The organism is Allobosea sp. Root483D1, assembly GCF_001429505.1.
Lineage (GTDB): Bacteria > Pseudomonadota > Alphaproteobacteria > Rhizobiales > Beijerinckiaceae > Allobosea.
On sequence record NZ_LMJW01000001.1, the window covers coordinates 937,056 to 956,233 of the forward strand.

The 19,178-nt window shown below is 68.7% G+C and carries 2 protein-coding genes; both read left to right on the forward strand.

The features are described 5' to 3' along the window. Window positions 1-17,538 carry a leukotoxin LktA family filamentous adhesin gene (locus ASE66_RS04460; RefSeq protein ID WP_057188323.1) on the forward strand — a complete coding sequence of 5,846 codons (17,538 nt, stop codon included), beginning with the start codon at window positions 1-3 and terminating at the stop codon, window positions 17,536-17,538. Further along, a complete protein-coding gene (locus ASE66_RS04465; protein ID WP_057188324.1) occupies window positions 17,535-19,166 on the forward strand; it encodes a ShlB/FhaC/HecB family hemolysin secretion/activation protein in 1,632 nt (543 codons plus the stop codon). Before ASE66_RS04460 ends, ASE66_RS04465 begins: the two co-directional genes overlap by 4 nt. Window positions 19,167-19,178: the final 12 nt, after the last annotated feature.

The following is a 19,178-nucleotide window of genomic DNA, read 5'->3' on the forward strand; positions in this document are numbered from 1 at the left end:
ATGGCCCGGCGCCGCACAGCCCGCTCGCAGATCGCCACACAAGCCGGTGGATCGGTGCTGCGTTACGTGGCGGCGCCGAGCGAGCGTCGCTCCGTTCTCGCATCCCTGCGCCAGCGTTGCCTCGTCGGACAGGCGATGGCGCTCGCGCTCTGGAACGCGCCGGCCTTCGCGCAGAACGTCATCACGCCGGACGGGCGCACGCAGACCAATGTCGCGGTCAGCGGCAGCACGACGACGATCACGACCAAGACGATTTCCGGCGGGGCGGGCTACAACTCGTTCTCGCGCTTCGAGCAAGGCGCCGGCTCGACCGTCAACATGCATCTGCCGCAAGGCACCGGCGCGCTGGTCAACATCGTCCGCGACGGGCCGGTGGTCATCAACGGCATCCTGAATTCCTACCGGAACGGCCAAATCGGCGGCCATGTCTACTTCTCGGATTCAGCTGGCTTCATGGTGGGGCCGAGCGGCGTCATCAACACCGGGCGGCTGACGGTCAACACGCCGACACGCGAATTCCTCGATCAGGTGATCGGCCCGGACGGCACCATCAACGAGACGATGGCCGCAAGGCTCAGGGCGAACGACGTGCCGATCTCGCCCGACGGCAAGATCACCATCGACGGCACGATCAATGCGCGACGCGGCGTTTCGCTAAACGGCCATTCCGTCAGCGTCGCCGGGCAAATCAAGGCGAATGCCGCCCCCATCGACATCGCCGAGCGCCGCGAGCGGCATCGCACAGCCTTCTCGCAGAGCGTCAACACAGCCGGCATCCGGCACGGCGCCGCCATGATCGCCCGCAAGGGCGGCGGCATCGAAATCCTCGCGTCCGGGACCGTCAGCGTGTCCGGCCAGCTCAGTGCCAACGCCACGGCACGGCGCGCCGCCGGGACCGTCACTGTCCGCTCGGGCAAGGGGACCACGATCGCGTCCACGGCGAAGATCACCGCCACGGGCACGGCACCGGCACCTCTTCCGGCCGGTACGGCTCCATCGGCCGTTGTAAACACGGCGGATGGCGGCAAGGTCTCGATCACCTCCGACGCCGCGATCACGATCGCCCGCGGCGCGTCGATCGATGTCAGCGCCGCCCGCGACGTGGCCGGCAAGGCCGGTTCGGCGATCGTTTTTGCCGGCACCAATCTCGATGTCGCGTCTGGCGCCGTTTTCCGCGGCAAAGCGGGCACGAGCGGCGATGGTGGCTTCCTCGAGCTCAGCGCCAGGCAGACCGTCACGCTCGGTGCCGTCGATGTCGACCTCTCGGCTCGAAACGGCAAGGCCGGGCTGCTCTTTATCGATCCGACCGACATCGTGATCGGGAACGGCGGCAGCGCCAACATGATCACCAACGGCACGAACGTGTCGTTGCAGGCGACCAACAGCATCAGCATCCTCGGCGACGGGATCATCGATACCCGCAACTTCAACCGCTCCGCCAATGGCGGTGTGCTTGCGGCTGGAAATCCCAGCCTCGGGAACTCCGGCAGCATCACGCTGGAGGCGCGGGAGATCACCGTCGCCGGTCAGTTGCTCGCCGGCGTCAGCGCCGGCAGCGGTTACACGGCCGGCGACGTCACGCTGACCGCGAGCGCCACCGACAGGCGAAATTCCGGCAAGGCGACGGCCGAGGCGACGATCGATGTCAGCGGCACGATCACCGGCCGCGACGTCAAGCTCATGGCGGACGCGACCGGCGTTTCCTCCTTCCTCAACCCCGGCGCCGGCATTGCGCTCTTCGCCGGGTTGACCAACCTCTCCATCTTGACCGGCCTCAACGGCGGCTATGTCGCCGGCGACATCACTGCCCGCGTCTCGGTCAAGAACGGGGCGTCGATCACCGCGACGCGCGACATCGTCATCAGCGCGACCGGGACGCAGGAAGCGACCCTGCCGTCACTTGCGGTCACGGCGCTGTCCCCGGTGGCGATGGCGGTGACCTATGCCGAGCTGAAGGCGCGGGTGACCGCTGAAGTCGAGTCGGGGGCGTCGCTGACGATCGGGCGCAACCTGACGGTCGAGGCGAAGAACGAGGCGACGCTGGGCGCGACGGCGCTAGCGATGTCTGCCGGGCAGACCCTTGCCGATCTGGCGCTGGCAGTCGGCACCGCGGATATCGAAACCAAGGCGATCGTCAGCTCCGGAGCGACTGTCACCGTCTCCTCTTCGACGAGCAATGTCCGGGTCTCGGCGATCAACGAGAACGCGTTCTCGACCTCGGCCACGGCAATGTCGGTCAGCGGCGGCGTGGTCGGCCTGTCTCTCGCCTATTCCGACATCAAGTCGAGCGCCGAGGCGAGGCTTGGGGCCTCGCTCGGCGGCAGCGGCAGCCGTATCGGCACCGTCACGGTCGAAGCCCTGTCGGACACCAGCAAGAACTCGACCTCTTCGGCGGTGACGCTCGGCGAAAACCTCCTGCTCAACACCATTGGCGTCGCCGGCGGTGCCGAAGAGGTGTTCGGGCCCCTGATGTCCCGCCTCGGCTCGAAGCAGGTCGGCAAGTTCGGCAGCACCATCACCCTGGCGAACAGCGATCTCTCGGCGGTCGCCTCGATCGCGGCCGATGCCGGCGGCACCGCCCCGACGATCTATGCGACCAAGACGGCGGTGGTCAGCGACGTCCGCGACTTTGCCGTACGCGTCGCCGCCGATGCCGGCCTCAGCTCGAATTCGAAGGATCCGAGCTCCGTCAGTCCGGAAGCGCTGGTCGCGATATCCGCCGCCGTGGTCTATGGCGATTTCCGCCACACCTCGCGCGCCTTCATCGGCGCCGGCGTCACCGTCGACTCCGATCGCATCGGCGTCTCCGCGACGAGCGCCTTGCCGATCGCCAACACCTGGACCAACTGGGCCGGCTTCGGCGAGACGCTCTCGCATCTGAACGGCACCTTCGGCGTCGCCTCCAACATCCTGACGAGCTACGCCAGCGCAACCTCGGAATCGAGCCAGCTCGGCCTTGCCGGCGCGGTCAACTATTACAAGGTCGCCAACGAGACCGAGGCTTATGTCGGCCCCGGCGCGCGGCTGCGCCAGAACAACGGGCTCGGCTCCTGGAACGTCGCGCTCGGCACCGGTGCGTTGCAGAGCTTCGACAAGGTCGTCACCATCGCGGCCAGCACCAAAACGGAAACGATCGACGTCGCCGGCAACTACGCCATCTTCTCGGGCACCGGCACCTCCGGCGGCGCCGGCTCGGCGGTCGGTGGCTCCTATATGGACCTGCAGCGGGAGAGCCGTACCGTTGCCGCGGTCGGCGCGGGGGTCACGATCACCGCGCTTGAACTCGCGGTCACGGCGAAGACCGAGGACAAGATCTTCGCGCTGGCCCCGACCTCGGGCAAGGCCGCCGGCGCCTTTGCCGCGAACGGCATGGTCGCGCTGGTCGGCATCGACAATCACACGCTCGCTTCGATCAGCAACCAGGCGACGATCGACGTCACCTCGATCGATGTCACCGCCCGCCAGTTCGTCTCGCTCTTCGCGCTGACCGGCGCCGTCACCTATGGCGGCGCCAACTCCATCGGCATTTCGGTTGCCGCACTCGATACGGCCGCCGTCACGCGGGCCTATATCGGCGACAATTCCGCCGATCTGTCGGATAACCGACTCGGCAGCGGCTACGCACGCGGGCTGATCACGGTCCGCTCGCTCGATGTCGAGGCCGTGACGGACGGGCGGATGCTGGTCGCCTCGATCGCTGCGGCGATCTCCGATCCCAACGCCTCGAAGCTCAGCTTCTTCAAGGGCATTGCCGCAGAAGGCAAGGCCGATGCGGCGGTGTTGCGCTCCGGCGCGGGCAGCAGCATCAGCCTCACTGCGGCGGGCAGCGCCGCCGTCGCCACGACGACGCTGGGCACCTCCACCTGGGTCGATGGCGCGGTCGTCGTCGCCAAGGCTGGCGGCACCGTCAACACCGATGTCGCGGCGACGAACGCCACCATCGCCGACGTCGCTTCCGGTTCGGCAGCGCTCAACCTGACCGGCGCCTCGAGCCCGCTCAGCGGCGCGCTCTCGGGCGCGATTTCGGTCGGCGTCTTCGACAACAGCACTGATGCCCGCGTCACCGGCACGACGATTACCGGCGCGGGCGATACCACCGTCCAGGCGCTTGCCGGCGGGCGCCAGACCGTGATCGGCGTCAGCATCGCCGCCGCTCGGGCCAATAGTGGCGCTGCCGCCGTTTCGGCCGCGATCGGCATCATCACCGACAGCGTCACCGCCCAGATCCGCAATTCGGCGATCAACGGCATCTCCGGCGCCTCCTCCGGCAACGACGTGCTGGTCAACGCCTACCGGACGACCGATATCGGCATCGGCGGCGGCGCTGCTTATGCCGGCGCGCAGGCCGGCCTCGGCGTGGCACTTACCTATGTCTCGATCGCCGACCCTTCCGGCCGCGACGCGGTTTCCGCGCTGATCACGGATACATCCCTTACGGCGGTCGACAAGCTGACCGTGGCGGCCCGAACCTCGAGCCGCATCGTGTCGGGCGCCATCGCCGGCGGCGGCGGGCCGGATTCGAACGGGCTCGCCGGCGCCATCGTCATCACCGAGATCGGCCCGACGACGCGGGCGGCCATCACGGATAGTTCGGGCGCCCCGTCGCGCATCGCGATGGACGGCGATGTCCTCGTCATCGCCGATAGCGGCAAGGACGGCACCCTCGATGCCGCGCTTGATAGCCGGCTCGCCAATACCGATCCGGGGCAGATCGACTTCACCGGCAGCGCCACCAACGCGAACCAGGCCGCCAATCCCGTCGGCGCCTCGATCATCGCCGTCGCTGGCGCGATCCAGGCCGGCAAGAACAACATCGGCTCCTCATTCCTCAGCAACACGATCAGCCAGTCGCACATCGCGCTGATCGAGAACGTCGACCTGACGAGCTCGACCGGCGTCACCGTGCGCGCGCAGGACGGTTCGCTGATCACGGCCGTCGCGGTCGGCATCGGCGTCGCGACCGGCCAGTTCGCCGGCGTCGCCTCGGTCGCGCAGCAGACGATCGACAGCGTCGTTAGCGCGCGGATCAGCGGCGGCAGCATCGCGAGCCGCGACGTTGCCGTCCAGGCGCAGGCCTCCTCGACGATCCGCGGCAGCGCCGGCTCGCTCGGCATCGGCCTCGGCGCCGCCGCCGTCGGCCTTTCGATCGTCGAGAGCAGCATCGCCAACGATGTCGCCGCGGAGATCGACGGGACGCAGATCCGAGCCACCCGCGACGTCGTGCTGACTGCCGGCTCGACCGCGACGATCGACACGATCGCCATCGGCGTTGCCATGTCGCGCAGTGTCGGCCTCGCCGGCTCGGTCGCCAACAACAGCGTCGCCACCGATGTCGGTGCGACGATCACCGGCGCCGACATCATCGCGGGCAACAATCTCGGCGTCTTCGCCGCCAACACCGACCGGATCACGGTTTCGGCCGGCGCGCTCGGCGCCACGGTGGCGGCGCCCAGCGTTGCGGGCGGTGTCTCCGTCGTCAACAACACGATCGGTGGCGAAACCACGGCCAAAATCGAAGGCAGCAGCGTCGATGCGCGTGCCGGCGGCACCGGGTCGCTGAGCTATGACGCCGGACAGCTTCTCACGGCCTTCGATTTGAGCACGGCCAACGGCCCGAGCGCGGCGCAGCCGTCGCTGGCGATGACGGCGCGCAGTATCCATGGGCTTGGCGTCATCGCGACCTCGCAGCAATCCGTGCTGGCGAATGCGGTCACCGGCGGCGTCGCCGCCTACCCGCTCAGCGGCGCGGTCGCGATCGTGCCGATCCGTAACGTGCTCGGCGGTAGCACGAGCGCCACGATCGACTCGAGCCAGGTCGACACCCGCCTGACCGGCACGGGCAGCACTGCGGTCGCGATCGAGGCCGCCAGCCACTCCTATGCCGCGACCTTCATCACGGTCGGTGCGATCGGCGGCATCGCCGCCAGCGGCGCCAATGCCGGCACTGTGATGGAGCGCAGCACGAAGGCCGCGCTGACGCGTTCGACCACCGGCACGACCACCCCCGGCTACACCGGCCCCGGCATCAGCGCGCTCGACATCGCCGCGGCCTCCTCGCAATCGGCGGCGAGCAATGTGATCGGCTTCGCGCTTGGCCTCGGCGGCGCCGCGGCGATGGGCGTCGTCAACAGCTTCGAGGCGCTGACGAGCGCTTCGCTGGATCAGGGCCTGGTCACGGCCGGACGGGTCGGCGTCACCGCCGATAGCCGCAACGGCTTCTACGCCCGGACGGTCGCCGCCGTGGCCGGCGGTGTCGGTGTCGGCAGCGCCTTCATCGTCGGCACCAGCCGCAACGCGACGCTGGCGACGATCGGCGGCGGCTCCGGCCAGACCGTGCTCAACCTTGCTGGCAGCCTCGCTGTCGCCGCGACGAGCCGCAATGCCTTTACGACGCTCGCTTCGGGCGGCGCGGCGGGCGGCTTCGCCGGTGTCGCCGGCATGGTCAGCTTCGTCGACATCGACAACCAGACGCGCGCAGGACTTTACGGTGCGCGGGTCACGATTCAGCCGGGCGCGACTCAGACCGTCGGCGGCGTCACCAGCGCGGCCGGCGTCAGCGTCACCGCTTTTGAGGCGACCAGCATCACGCCGACGACGGCCGCGGGTGCAACCGGCAGCATCGGTGCCGGCGCCGGCGCCAATATCGCAAGCCTCGACGGCCTCGTTCAGGCCGATATCCAGGGCTCGACCCTGGTTGCGCCGGGTGCGGTTTCGGCCTCCGCCACCTCCGAGCGCGATGTCAGCGCGCTGACCGTGACCTATGGTGTCGGCGGTTCGGCCGGCATCGGCGCGGCAGTCGCGCTGATCTCGGTGGGTACTGGCGCGCCCTCGGGCGCGTCAGGCGAGCTCACTGCCGGCGGCAACGGCACGCTCTCCCGCATCGGCCAGCTCACCGCCGGCAATGCCGATCTCGTCCTGAGCGCTGCCGGGCTCGCCAGCTATCGAAGCTATCGCGGCGCCGCCGGCGTGGCGATGAGCGAGGGCGAGCTGCGCGAAGCCGCGCGGTCAGATTACAATCTGCTGCTGGCCAATGGCACGGTCTCCGGCGGCGCGTATACGTTGACCGATGCGGGCGTTGTTGCGCTGCGCAGCAACGCGGCGACTGCGCTCGGCATCGCCACTCCCTCGGACGCCCAGGTTCGCAGCTGGGCCGCGACGCGTTATGCGGCCTTCAGCAGCGGTGCGGTCAGCTATCTCCTCAGCGACACCGGGCTCAGCACGTACCGCGCGAGCGTGACCGCGACGACGCCGGGCGCCAGCGACGACCAGGTCCGCAGCGCCGCCAACGACGCCTATGCCCGCCTGCTCGCCAACGGTACCGTCAGCGGCGGTGTCCTGACCTTGTCCACGGCCGGTCTCGAAACCTATCGGGCCCAAGCCAACGCCAGCCTTGGCCGTACGGCGACCGATGCAGAGATACGGAACTACGCCGCGCAGCAATACGGCTTCTTCACCGGCAATCGCAGCCGCATCGTCGCTCCGGCGGCGCAGAGCGCTGCCGCCCTGCTCGAAAGTGCCGGCTCCGCGACCACCGCCAGCGTCAGCGGCGGCAGCATCACGAGCGGCGCCGTCGCCGTTTCGGCGCTATCGAGGACGACGACGAGCAACACCGCAAGCGGTGTTGGTGTAGGCGGCGGCGGCGTCGGCGCGGCGACCGCCTATACCGATATCGGCGACAAGGTCTCGGCGCGTCTCGACCAGATCAGCGTGAGCACCGGCTCGATCGCCGTGACCGCGAACTCGACCGACGGGACGGGCGCCGCCGCCCGGGTCGAAGCGACTGCGGGGGCCGGCGGTCTTGCCGCTGCGGCCGGCGCCGCCGTGGCTGACGGTGCGATCTCCAATCAGGTCACGGCGACGCTCGGCGGCACGCTGACGGTGACCGGCGCGACGAGCGTCAACGCGAACAACAGCCAGACCAGCCGGTCGGACGCATTCGGCGCCACGGTGGCGGGCGGCCTGGCGCTCGGTGTCTCGCTCGCGACGAGCAGCGCCGAGAGCACTGTCGCGGCGCGGTACGCCGGCGGCTCGAGCCTGACCGGAACCGGCCTCACCATCGGCGCGCAAAGCACCGGCGCGGCCCACGCCGCGGCCGTTGCCGGCGTCGGCGGCCTGCTCGTCGCCGGCTCGGGCGCGGCGGCGAATGCAACCGACAGCTCCAATGTCTCCGCAGTGATCGGCGCCGGGGCCAGGGCGAATGTCGGAACAGGCACGATCAGCGTCACGGCGACGGCATCGCCCGATGCCAAGGCAGCAGCCTTCGGCGTCGCGGTCGCCGGCGGCCTTGCGGTCGGCGTCGCTGTCGCCAACGCCACCGTCGGCACGCAGGTGCTCGCTGCGATCGAGGGCAATGCCAGCCTGATCGCGAACCAGTTCGCCGCGGGCCTCCTCTCGGTCACAGCGACCGGCTCGGTGTTCGGTACGGCTGCAGGCGATGCCGTCAGGCTGGCGGATGAGACCTCCGGCTTCGCGCGCGGCGGCTATTCGGCCGCGGCCTCGGCGGTTGCCGGCTCGGGCTCCTATTATGTCAGCGCCACCGGCACCGATGCGCGGGCGCGCAACACCAGCTCGGTGACGGCTTCGGTCGGCGACTATGTTCGCCTGCCGTCCGGCACGGTGACCATCACCGCGACGAACACCACGCTCCAGGCGGCCAAGGCGACTGGCATCACCGTCGGCGGGACGGGGGCCGTCGGCGCCGTCAACGCCCAGGCCGATGCCGCAACGACGACGACGGCCTCGCTTGGCGCCTCGTCCACCATGGCCGGGAGCGGCACCGGCAGGTTCACCCTGACAGCAGCCGGCGAGGATACGCAGATCGTGCATACGGAGGCCGCCACCGGCGGCGGGCTCTATGCGGGCTCCGGCGCGACCGGCTCGACCTCAAACACCTCGGATGTGACCGCCTCGATCGGCGCCAATGCGGTGATCCAGACCGGGATCGCGACGATCGGCGCCAGCCACGTCACGCAATATGCCGCGCTCGTCGACAGCCTGCAGGCCACGGCGCTGGGCGCCAGCGCTGCGCTCGCACGCAACAGCGCCAATGTCGATGTGCTGGTTTCGCTGGGCGCCAGCAGCCGGATCACCGCTGCGGGGCCAGGCACGGCCGGTTGCTATCTGACGAGCTGCCTGCAGGCGATCTCGCTGACGAGCCGCAACGCGTACACCCAGCTCGACCTTGGCGATTCCGTGCGCGCTGCGGCCGGTGGCGGCATCAACGGTGCCGGCGCGACCGCGCGAACGGAGATCGACGGCACCTCGCAGGTGACGCTCGGCAACAGCACGACCCTGCTCGCCGGCACGAGCCCGACCGGGGCGCCCGGGCCGATCCTAGTGCAGGCCTGGAGCGAGTTGGTCGGTGACGACACCGCGACGCTGACGACCGGCGGCCTGCTGCAGGGCGCCGGTGTGTCGGCGCGCTATCGCGCCGATGTCGACAACTCTGTTACGCTCGGCAACAACGTCGTCCTGAACTCCTTCGGCGTCATCAATCTCGGCACCTATACGATCGCCGATGTCACGGCGAACGCCTATGTCAGCACATACGGGCTCGCCAGCGTCGGCCTCGCCGATGCCGACGTCACCATCCGCACCGACAACACGATAAAGATCGGCACGAACTCCGAGCTGCTCGGCCTCTACGACGTCAATGTCACCGCCGGCCGCGACGGCGCGGGCCTGCGCACGAACAGGCTGTCGGGTACGGCGAATGCGCTGGGCTATGTCCGCGGCCTGATCGCCGTGCCCGATGCCGACGCCTCGACCAATCTGCAGCATCATGCCCGCGTCGAGGTCGGCAGTGGCACGAATATCTCCAGCGCCCAGAACGTCACGCTCGGCGCCTATGACGGCGTGCTCGACGCCGATGCCGACGGCACCGGCCATGGCTATCAGCTCTATTTCATCCCGGTCACGTCCGGTTCGAGCAGCCCGGGCAGGTCGTCGTCCTCGACCCTGGTGATGAACGGCACCGCGACGGCCGGCATCTACAACACCCAGCGCATCGAGATCGGCTGCGGCGTCAATGCCTCGGTCCAGTGCGAGCTGAACGAGACCCCGACGATCCGCTTCATCAGCGGCGCGCCGGTGACCGGAAGCTACACGACAGCCTTCGATCCCGTCGCCTACATCAATGCGCGCTACGATGCCGCGGTCGCTAACACGCTGCTCTCCGGCGTCAGCACGAGCCCGGTCAAGGCGGTGCGGCTCAGTCAGCTCTATGCTGCGGGCGGCAACGTCTTCGTCAATGCCAGCACCGTCCAGGGCAATGGTTCGCTCGTCGCCAATGGCGGTCCGTCGATCACCGTGATCAACCGCAGCGCCGCCTATCTCGTGCTCGACGGCGGCGCCTATATCCCGGAATCGACCGGCGGCCAGATCGTCGGCTCCACCGGCTCCCTGACACGCCACAGCAATCCGGACGCGACGCCGAGGATCATCATCGACAATGCCTATGCTGGCGAGCTCGATGCCAGCGGCAACGGGCCGGCGCTGCTGATCGCGAGCGATCTCACCAATCTCGGCGGCCTCGTCTCGATCAACAACACGCTGGGCTCGTTCGGCTTCTCCGGTCAGCGCATCGACGCGCTGCAGTTCAATGCCACCGTGCCGAACGGCGCGGTCGCGGTCTCGTCGAACGGGCCGAACGGCATGTACACGCCCGGCGCCTCGCCGCAGGCGGAGTATGGCCATGCGATCTACTATCCCGGTGGCCGGCCAGGCTCGAGCAGCTTCAACGCCGACGAGGCGGTCATTGCCGCCGCCAACGCGCTCGCTGCGGGACAGGGCGCGACTGACCTGAACTACTTCCTCTATGGCAGGCAGGACGAGGGGACGGTCCGCAACTTCTCGATGCAGTTCTACGGCAACTGCGTTGGATACATCGGCGACGCTGGCTACAACTGTACCGGCGGCTATGACATGGGCAACAACATCCGCTTCATGGTCATCCCGACGGTTCCGACCTACCGGCAGAGCAATCCGGTCGCGCAGGGCGGCGGCACGCAGATCTACGGCGCCCAGGTCGCGATCAAGGCGACCACGATCAATGTCAACGCCTCGATCGAAGCGGGGCGCGTCACCGACTGGTCCGGCAATATCGGCGGGAACGTCGCCGGCATCCTGCGCAATAGCCGCCAGGACTGGCTCAGGGACGGCCATACGGAGGTGAGCTTCGCCAGCGTCTTCGGCGGAGGCTGGGAAGCTGCGGGCGCCGCGCCGATCTCCTATGACGTCGTCAATGACCGGCTGATCATGGCCGACGTCAACGCCTCTTCGGGCGGTGGCTCGGTGCTGCTCGACGGCCAGATCATCAGCACCAACACGCTCGGCCGCATCAAGATCAATGGCGGTTTTGGCGATGTCAGCGTCAACAACCAGTCCGGGCTCGATCTCATCGTCAACCGGATCAATACCGGCACGCAGGCCGGGGTGAACGCCAGCGTCAGCAAGATCACCATCGTCGACCGGCTCGTCACCTCCGGCCCGAACACGACGGTCTACGCCTACACGCCCGGCTCCGGCATCGCGGTCTACAAGACCCATAATGGCGCGCAGCCGACCCTGAGCGGCACCGGCGCCTCGACCCCTGTCGCCTTCATCTCCGGTGACGCGACGAGCTACAACCCCGTCGCCGGCACCCGCTATGAGTGGACACAGCAGGCCCTGCTGCAGAAGGAAGGCCTGACCGAGGCGAACCGCAACCAGCGGGACGTCCAGGGCGTCTACTGGCGCTTCGATTCAGGCACGTCGAGCAATCCCTGGGTCTATGTCGATGCCCAGTCGCCGAGCACCAATCCGGGTCAGAACTGGATGAACTGGTGGTCACGCAACGCACAGGCCCCAAGCGCAACGGCCGTGTCGGGCCGCGTGACGAACAACACCAACCTGACCAATGTCGGTATGACGGAGGAGATCACCGGCGGTCAGCTCGACTTCATCTACAACGAGGCACGCTACGGCGGTTGCAACGGCCAGGCGATCAACCATTGCGATCGCGACTTCGTCGCCCAGCCAGGCGCGACACAGGCGGTGTGGGCCTATAACTATGTGACCCGCGCCTTCATTCAGGTCACGACATCGGTGAAGGCCGACAATCCGTTCGCCATCAGCTTCGCCGGCAATGCGGCGGGCCGCGTCAACATCACCTCGAACAGCTCGGTCATCCAGCAGGGCAACATCGTCAACCCCAGCGGCACGACGACGATCATCGCCTCGGGCGGCAGCTTCACCCAGACGCCGAACGCCACGATCCTCAGCAACAACCTGACGCTGACCACGCGCGATTCGATCGGCACGGCGACGGCGGCGATCAAGGCGACGCTCACCTCGGGCGCCCAACTCAACGCCACGACCGGCAGCGGCGGCATCAATCTCAACATCACCGGCAGTGCCCGCGTGATCGCGCTGCGCGCCGACCAGACTGCGGGCGCCTACGGCAACATCAATGTGCGCGCCACCGGCAGCCTCGAGGCCGTCGCCACCGGTTCGACGAATGTCGTCGGCCGCAACATCACGCTGGTGAGCGACGAGGGCAGCATCGGCTCGCTCTCGAACCTCATGACGATGCGTGCGGTCGCGACGCAATTGCCGAACGGCAGTCAGGTCGACGGCGTCGTCAATCTCACGGCCCGCGGCGACATCGGCGTCGCGCAGGTCGCCGGTGATCTGCGCGTCGGGCAGATCGAGAGCAAGACCGGCGATGTCCGCATCGATGTCGCCGCCGGTCGGCTCGTCTCGGCCTCCGGGCAAACCGCGGCGCAGGCGCTGAGCGCCGAGCAGCTCTCGCAGGTCTCGCGCGCCTTGAAGCTCACGGCGGCGGACGGCGCCGACGCCGCGGCCCTGGCCAGCATCACCACGTTCGAGAAACAGGTCACGCAGAGCTATGCGCAGTATTCCTCGCTGATCCGCAACGGCAGCGTCGTCCTTGAAGACACCAACAATGACGGCGTCATGGAGCGCGTCTTCAAGCTCGATACCGCCGCCATTGCGCTTTACCAGATTTTTGCCGATCAGGAGCTCAAGAGCATGGCGGCGCCCGGCGCAACCGTGCCCGCGGCTACTACGGATCAAGTCAAAGCCTACGCTGCCAGGCGCTATGCCGCTTACAGCAGCGTCTTCGAATCCGCCTATGGCAGCGGCTGGACCGATCAGACCCGCTTCAAGCCGGCAACGCTCGAGAGCAATTACAGCTTCAGCGTGAACGGCGCGGGCGTCGCTCCCGGCCTTGCCAACCGCATCGCGGGCGATGCGGTCTGGACCGAGCGCCAGCTCGTCTCGGCGATCAACACCTCCGCGCTGCAGCCGGATCCCGGCGTCGTCGGCAATGGCCGAGCGCTGGTCATCGGCCACGACGTCACGCTCAACACCGCCGGCAGCATCGGCTCGCTCGCCCCGGATGTGCAGGTCGCGCTGGGGGACATCCGCAGCGGTGCGGTCTCCAACACCCAGCTCGCCGCGCTCGCGGTCGCGACCACTCCGGGAACGGTCAAGCTCGTCGGGCAAAGGCAGGACGGCAGCCTCGTCGAGGTCGCCGATCTCGACCATGTCCCGAACGGGGTCACGCTCACCCGCGTCGACGTCAAGCAGACGGCACCGCTCTTCATCAACGCCACCGGAACCTTCTCCGCCTCGGCGCAGGGCGACGTCTATGTCCAGGCGACCGGAGCGCCGAACTCAGCCGGCGGCACGCTGACGATCGGCCGCATCGCGGCGACGGGCACTGTCAGCCTGCAGGCACCGCAGGGGATCGTCGTCGGCACGCAACCGGACGGGACAACGCCGCGCAGCCCGGTGCAGATCCAGACCAATGGCGACCTCATCCTGGTCGCGGGCGGCGGCGGCATCGGCTCTGCGGCAACAGCTCTGACCTACCAGATCGGCGGCAGGCTGGTCTCGGCCTCGGCGGCAGCCGGCGATGCCTATCTCGTCGCCAACGCCGGCAATGCCGAGATCGGCCGCATCTTCGCCTCGGGTACGGCATCGTTGACCGCGCGAGCGGGCGGCATCCAGGGCTACCTGCCGGGCGTCGCGATCTCGGCGACCTCGATCCGGCTCAATGCGACCGGCAATGTCGGTTCCGCCTCGGCCGCGCTCGGCCTGCGGGTCGGCTCCACCGGCGATATCTCCGCCACTGTCGGCGGGTCCGCCTGGCTCTCGGGCCCGACCGTGCCAGGTCAGACGCCGACCGCCTTCCGCATCGGCGAGCTTGCGGCCAATAACGGGCTCGATGTCGTCGCCGACGGTGAGATCGATATCCTGCGCAGTGTTCGCTCCAGCGCCGGGGCAGCCTCCCTCATCGGCGCCAAGATCACCATGGCTGCTGGCGCGGACGTCAGTGCGGCGGGGCGCGTCAGCCTTGCCTCCGACAGTGCCATCGTGCTCGGGCGGGTCGCCAACTCGCTCGCCGCATCGGCTGGCAGCGCCTCGATCGTCTTGACCGCGACCGGTGCGATCACCGGCAATGGCGACAGCGGCGCGCTGCTCGATGCCTCCCAGGTCGGCGGTGCAATCTCGCTCTACGCCGGAGCCGGCATCGGCACGGAGAGTGCAGCACTGGCCTTCGCCGCGCCCACGCTCTCCGCGCGCAGCCTTCGCGGTAATGTTCATCTTTCGACGGCTGGCGCTACTCATGCCACCAGCCTCGCCGCGGATGCCGGCGCGCTCACTCTGAGTTCCGGCGGCAACCTCGTCCTCGACACCGTCACGAGCAGCGCAGGTGCGCAGCTCTCGACCAGCAATGGCAGCCTGACGCTCGGAACGCTGACCGCGGGCGGCGACAGCACGATCGCGGCGAGCGGAACCATCACGATTGCGTCCGCCACGACGACGGTGGGCGACCTCTCGGTCACCTCGACCGGGGCCGGCATCGGCGCTGCCAGTCTCAACGCGGCCGAGGACGTGACGCTGACCGCCGCAACCTCGATCGCCGTGACGAACGCCTTGGCCGCCGGTGGCGCAGCGAATGTCGTGGCAAATGGCGGCACGCTCGACCTCGGCAGCCTGAGCGCCGGTGCGAGCTCCTCGCTGACGGCTTCCGGCGAAGTCACGCTCGGCAGCGCCACGACGACGGCTGGCGATCTCTCGGTCACCTCGACTGGTGCCGGCATCGCCGCCACCAGCATCGACGCGGCCACCGACGCGACGCTGACCGCTGCGACCTCGATCGCGGTGACGACCAATGTCACGGCCGGTGGTGCCGCCACCCTCATCGCCAGTGGCGGGACGCTCGGCCTGGGCAGTCTGAGCGCCGGGGCGAGCTCCTCGCTGACGGCTTCCGGCGCGGTCACACTCGGCGGCGCCACGACGACGGCTGGCGATCTCTCGGTCACCTCGACTGGAGCCGGCATCGGCGCCACCAGCATCGATGCGGCTGGCAGTGCAACGCTGACCGCCGCGACCTCGATCGCAGTGACGAATGCCTTGACCGCCGGTGGCGCGGCAAGTGTCGCGGCCAGTGGCGGGACGCTCGGCCTCGGCAGTTTGAGCGCCGGCGCGAACTCCTCGCTGACGGCTTCGGGCGCGGTCACGCTCGGTGCTGCAACGACCACCGGGGGCGATCTCGCCATCACCTCGACCGCCGCCGGCATCAGCGCCACAAGTGTCGATGCCGCCGGCAACGCGATGCTGACCGCCGCGACCTCGATCGCCGTGACCAACGGTGTGACAGCCGGCGGCGCAGCAACCCTCACGGCCAGCGGCGGAGCACTTGACCTCGCCAGCCTGAGCGCCGGTGCAAGCTCGTCGCTCACCGCCTCGGGAGCGGTCACGCTCGGCAGCGCCGTGACGACCGCAGGCGACCTCTCTGTCCGTTCGACGGGGGCGGAGATCATCGCCGCCACCGTCAATGGCGCCGGTGGCGTCCTCCTCACAGCTGCGACGTCGCTCTCGGTCACCAATGGCCTGACCGCGGGCCGCGGCGCCAGTCTCTCGGCCACGGGCGGAACGCTCGCGGTCGATTATCTGACCGCCGGCGCGACATCGACGCTGACGGCTTCGGGGACGATCACGCTCGGAACCGCCACGACGACGGCAGGCAGTCTCGCGATCGCCTCGACCGGCGCCGGCATCAGCGCCAACAGCATCGATACCGCGGGCGGCGCAATGCTGACTGCCGCGACCTCGATCTCGGTGACGAACGGCCTGACGACAGGCGGCGCGGCCAATCTCAGCGCCCATGGCGGGAGCTTGACGATCGACGCGCTGACCGCCGCGAGCGCGGTCCTGTCGGCTTCCAATGCGATCACGCTGGGCAACGCCAGGACCATGGTTGGCGAATTTTCGGCCGAATCGATCCGCGCCGGCATCACCGCGCTTGCCATCGATGCGGCCGGAACTGCGACACTACGAGGCGCGACCGACCTGTCGATCACGCGGCTCGCTTCGGGCGCGTCGGCGCAGCTCGCGGCGGGAGGTCGGGTGGCGCTCGGCAGCCTCGGCGCGGCGCACGATCTGTCTGTCACGACCGGTGGTCGGATCGAGATCCGCGAGGGCTCAGCGCGTTCCGGCGCGATCTCCCTCGTCTCCCGAAACGCTACGGTCCAGGCCGAGACACTTGCGGCAGCCGGTTCGATCACCGGCTCGGCGGCTGGCGATCTCTCCTTCGGAACGGTGCGCAGCGGTGCGGACATCCTGCTTGCCTCCTCGGCGGGCATGATCCGCGGGGGAACGCTGACCAGCGGGCGCGATGTCGGCCTGCAGGCGCGCGGCATCGTCTTCGACCTCGTCGACGCGGCACGCTCCGCCTCGCTCGTCGCCGAAGGGGACATCGTCGGCTCGCGCATCGTCGCCGGCGATGCGCTGGCCTTGCTGGCGGGCCGCAGCGGCCATGGCTCGATCACGATCGATACCGGCGCGGCGCGCAGCACCAATGCCAGCGCCGACGAGATCAAGCTCGGACGGTTCGGCGCGGGCGACAGCATCGTCATCCTGGGCACGCGGATCGCCGCCGACATCGTCCAGCTTCCGGGCGGGGCGGGACTGCCGCTGATGCTCGACATCGCCGGCTTGCGCGAGCGCACCGCCCAGAATGTCGACCTGCGCATCGACACGGATCGTTTCCAGATGGGCCGCTTCGAGAGCGTCGATGGTGTGCTGACGACGACATCGAACGAGTTCTCGATCGCCGAAGCCTTCGTTCCCGGCGCCTTGCGGGTGACGACGCCGATCATGACGATCCTCGCCAACAACCGCAGCCTCGCTCCGGTGGCCGGCTACGATGTCCAGATCTATGCGCGGGATCGGGGCTTCTCGTTGACGGTCAACGGCAATCGGTTGGCGACGAGCGCCTTCATCATCGGCGTCGACACCGATGTCGTCGATGCTCCGGAAGGCATGCAGCTCGGCCGCGACCTGGCCCGGCTCGGCGCGCTGTTCTCGAACGGGCCATCCTTCGGCGAGATCGCGCGCGGCTTCGTGCTGGGCACGGATGGGCGCTGGCGCAGCACCGGCACGACCGATGAGCCCGCAACAATGCCCGGCGCCGGCGTGCGGCAAAAGCCGCTCGTCAACCTCGCCGGTTTCGAGGAGCAGCCTTGATCCGCGTCGGACGCGCCGCCCGCTGTTTCGTCCTGGTTCTCGGCGCGGGTCTCATGGCGGGGCCGGCGCTGGCGCAGGTCCTGCCGCAGACCCTGGAAAACGAGGCTGCGCGCCAGCAGCGCGAGATCGAGCGCCAGACCGCGCCGCCGCGCCAGCGCGGCCCGGGCGTGGTGGCGCCGACGCCGGGGCCGAGGCTGGAATTTCCGGCCGGTGGGGCGACCGTATTGCTGACACGGGTCGAGTTCGACGACTCCAAATTTCTCAGCCTCGCCGAGCTCGATGCGATCCGTGGCCGCTATCTCGGCAAGAAGGTCGATCTCGCCGCGATCGGCAGGCTCGTCCAGGAGGTCAACGACCTCTATGCCGCGAAGGGCCAGATCACAGCGAGCGCCGTGCTGCCGCCGCAGAAGCTCGATGGCGGCGTCCTCAAGGTCAAGCTGGTCGAGGGCCGCGTCGGCAAGGTCGGCATCAGCGGGGCGATCCAGACCTGGCCCTGGTATGTCCGCTCGCAGGTCCCGCTCGCGGAGGGCGAGGTCGTCGATGCGCCGGCGCTCAACCGCGAGGTCTCGATCTTCAACCGGCTCAACGAATTGCAGATCCGGGCCCAGCTCGCCGCGGGAGCAGGTTTCGGACTGACGGATGTCGAGCTCGGGCTGACGGAACCGCCGCGCAACACGGCGCAGATCTCCTACGACAACCAGGGCGTGCTCACCACCGGGCGCTATCAGGGCACCCTGTTCCTGCGCCACCACAACCTGCTCGGGATCGACGACAAGCTCATCCTCTACGGCTCACGCTCGCGCGGCAGCGTCCTCGGCAGCGGCAGCTACACGATCCCGATCTCTCCCTGGGGTACGCGGCTCGGCGTGACCTATACGCGCTCGGCCTACCGCATCATCGGCGGCCCGATCCGCGAACTGCACCCGGAGGGCATATCGGAGAGCGGTTCGCTGACGCTGTCGCAGCCGATCTTCGCGACCGACACCATCCTGCTGCAGGCGACGGGTGCGCTTGGCCGTGGGCGCGGCCGCAGCAAGCTCCTCGACATCACGACGGTCGACACCAATTACATCCGGACCCAGGCCGGCGGGACGCTGACCGTGAACCTGCCGAACCTCACCCATTCGACCAGCGTGAACTGGTCGCAGATCGCGCATGAGGACACGCTGGCGGGGACGCAGCGCAACTACACGATCTGGACCGGCAACACCGCCTCGCTCTGGCGCATCACCGACAACATCTATGGCTCGTTCGTCGGCAGCGGACAGTACACCACCGAGTCGCAGCTCCCAGGCGACCAGATCTACCAGATCGGCGGCCCGACCACGGTCCGCGGCTATCCGATCGGCAGCGCTTTCGGCAATTCGGGCTTCTACGGCCAGGCCGAGTTGCACTATGCGCTGCCGGAGCCGCTGAAGCTCGAGAGCTTCGTCTTCCTCGACCACGGCCAGACCTATCTCAACGGTGGCGCAGCGATGCGCGCGACCTCGGTCGGAGCGGGACTGATCTGGCGCCCGCTCGAATGGGCCTCGCTCGAAGGCGGTGTCGGACGGCCGCTTCAGCGCGTCTCGGCGGCACAGCGCGATGTCGAGCTCTATTTCCGGCTCACTTTGCGCGCGAACATCTGATTTTCTGACGAG

Excerpts from the sequence above, each read along its gene's own strand:
- ASE66_RS04460 (WP_057188323.1), top strand. The coding sequence starts at position 1 with ATGGCCCGGCGCCGCACAGCCCGCTCGCAGATCGCCACACAAGCCGGT.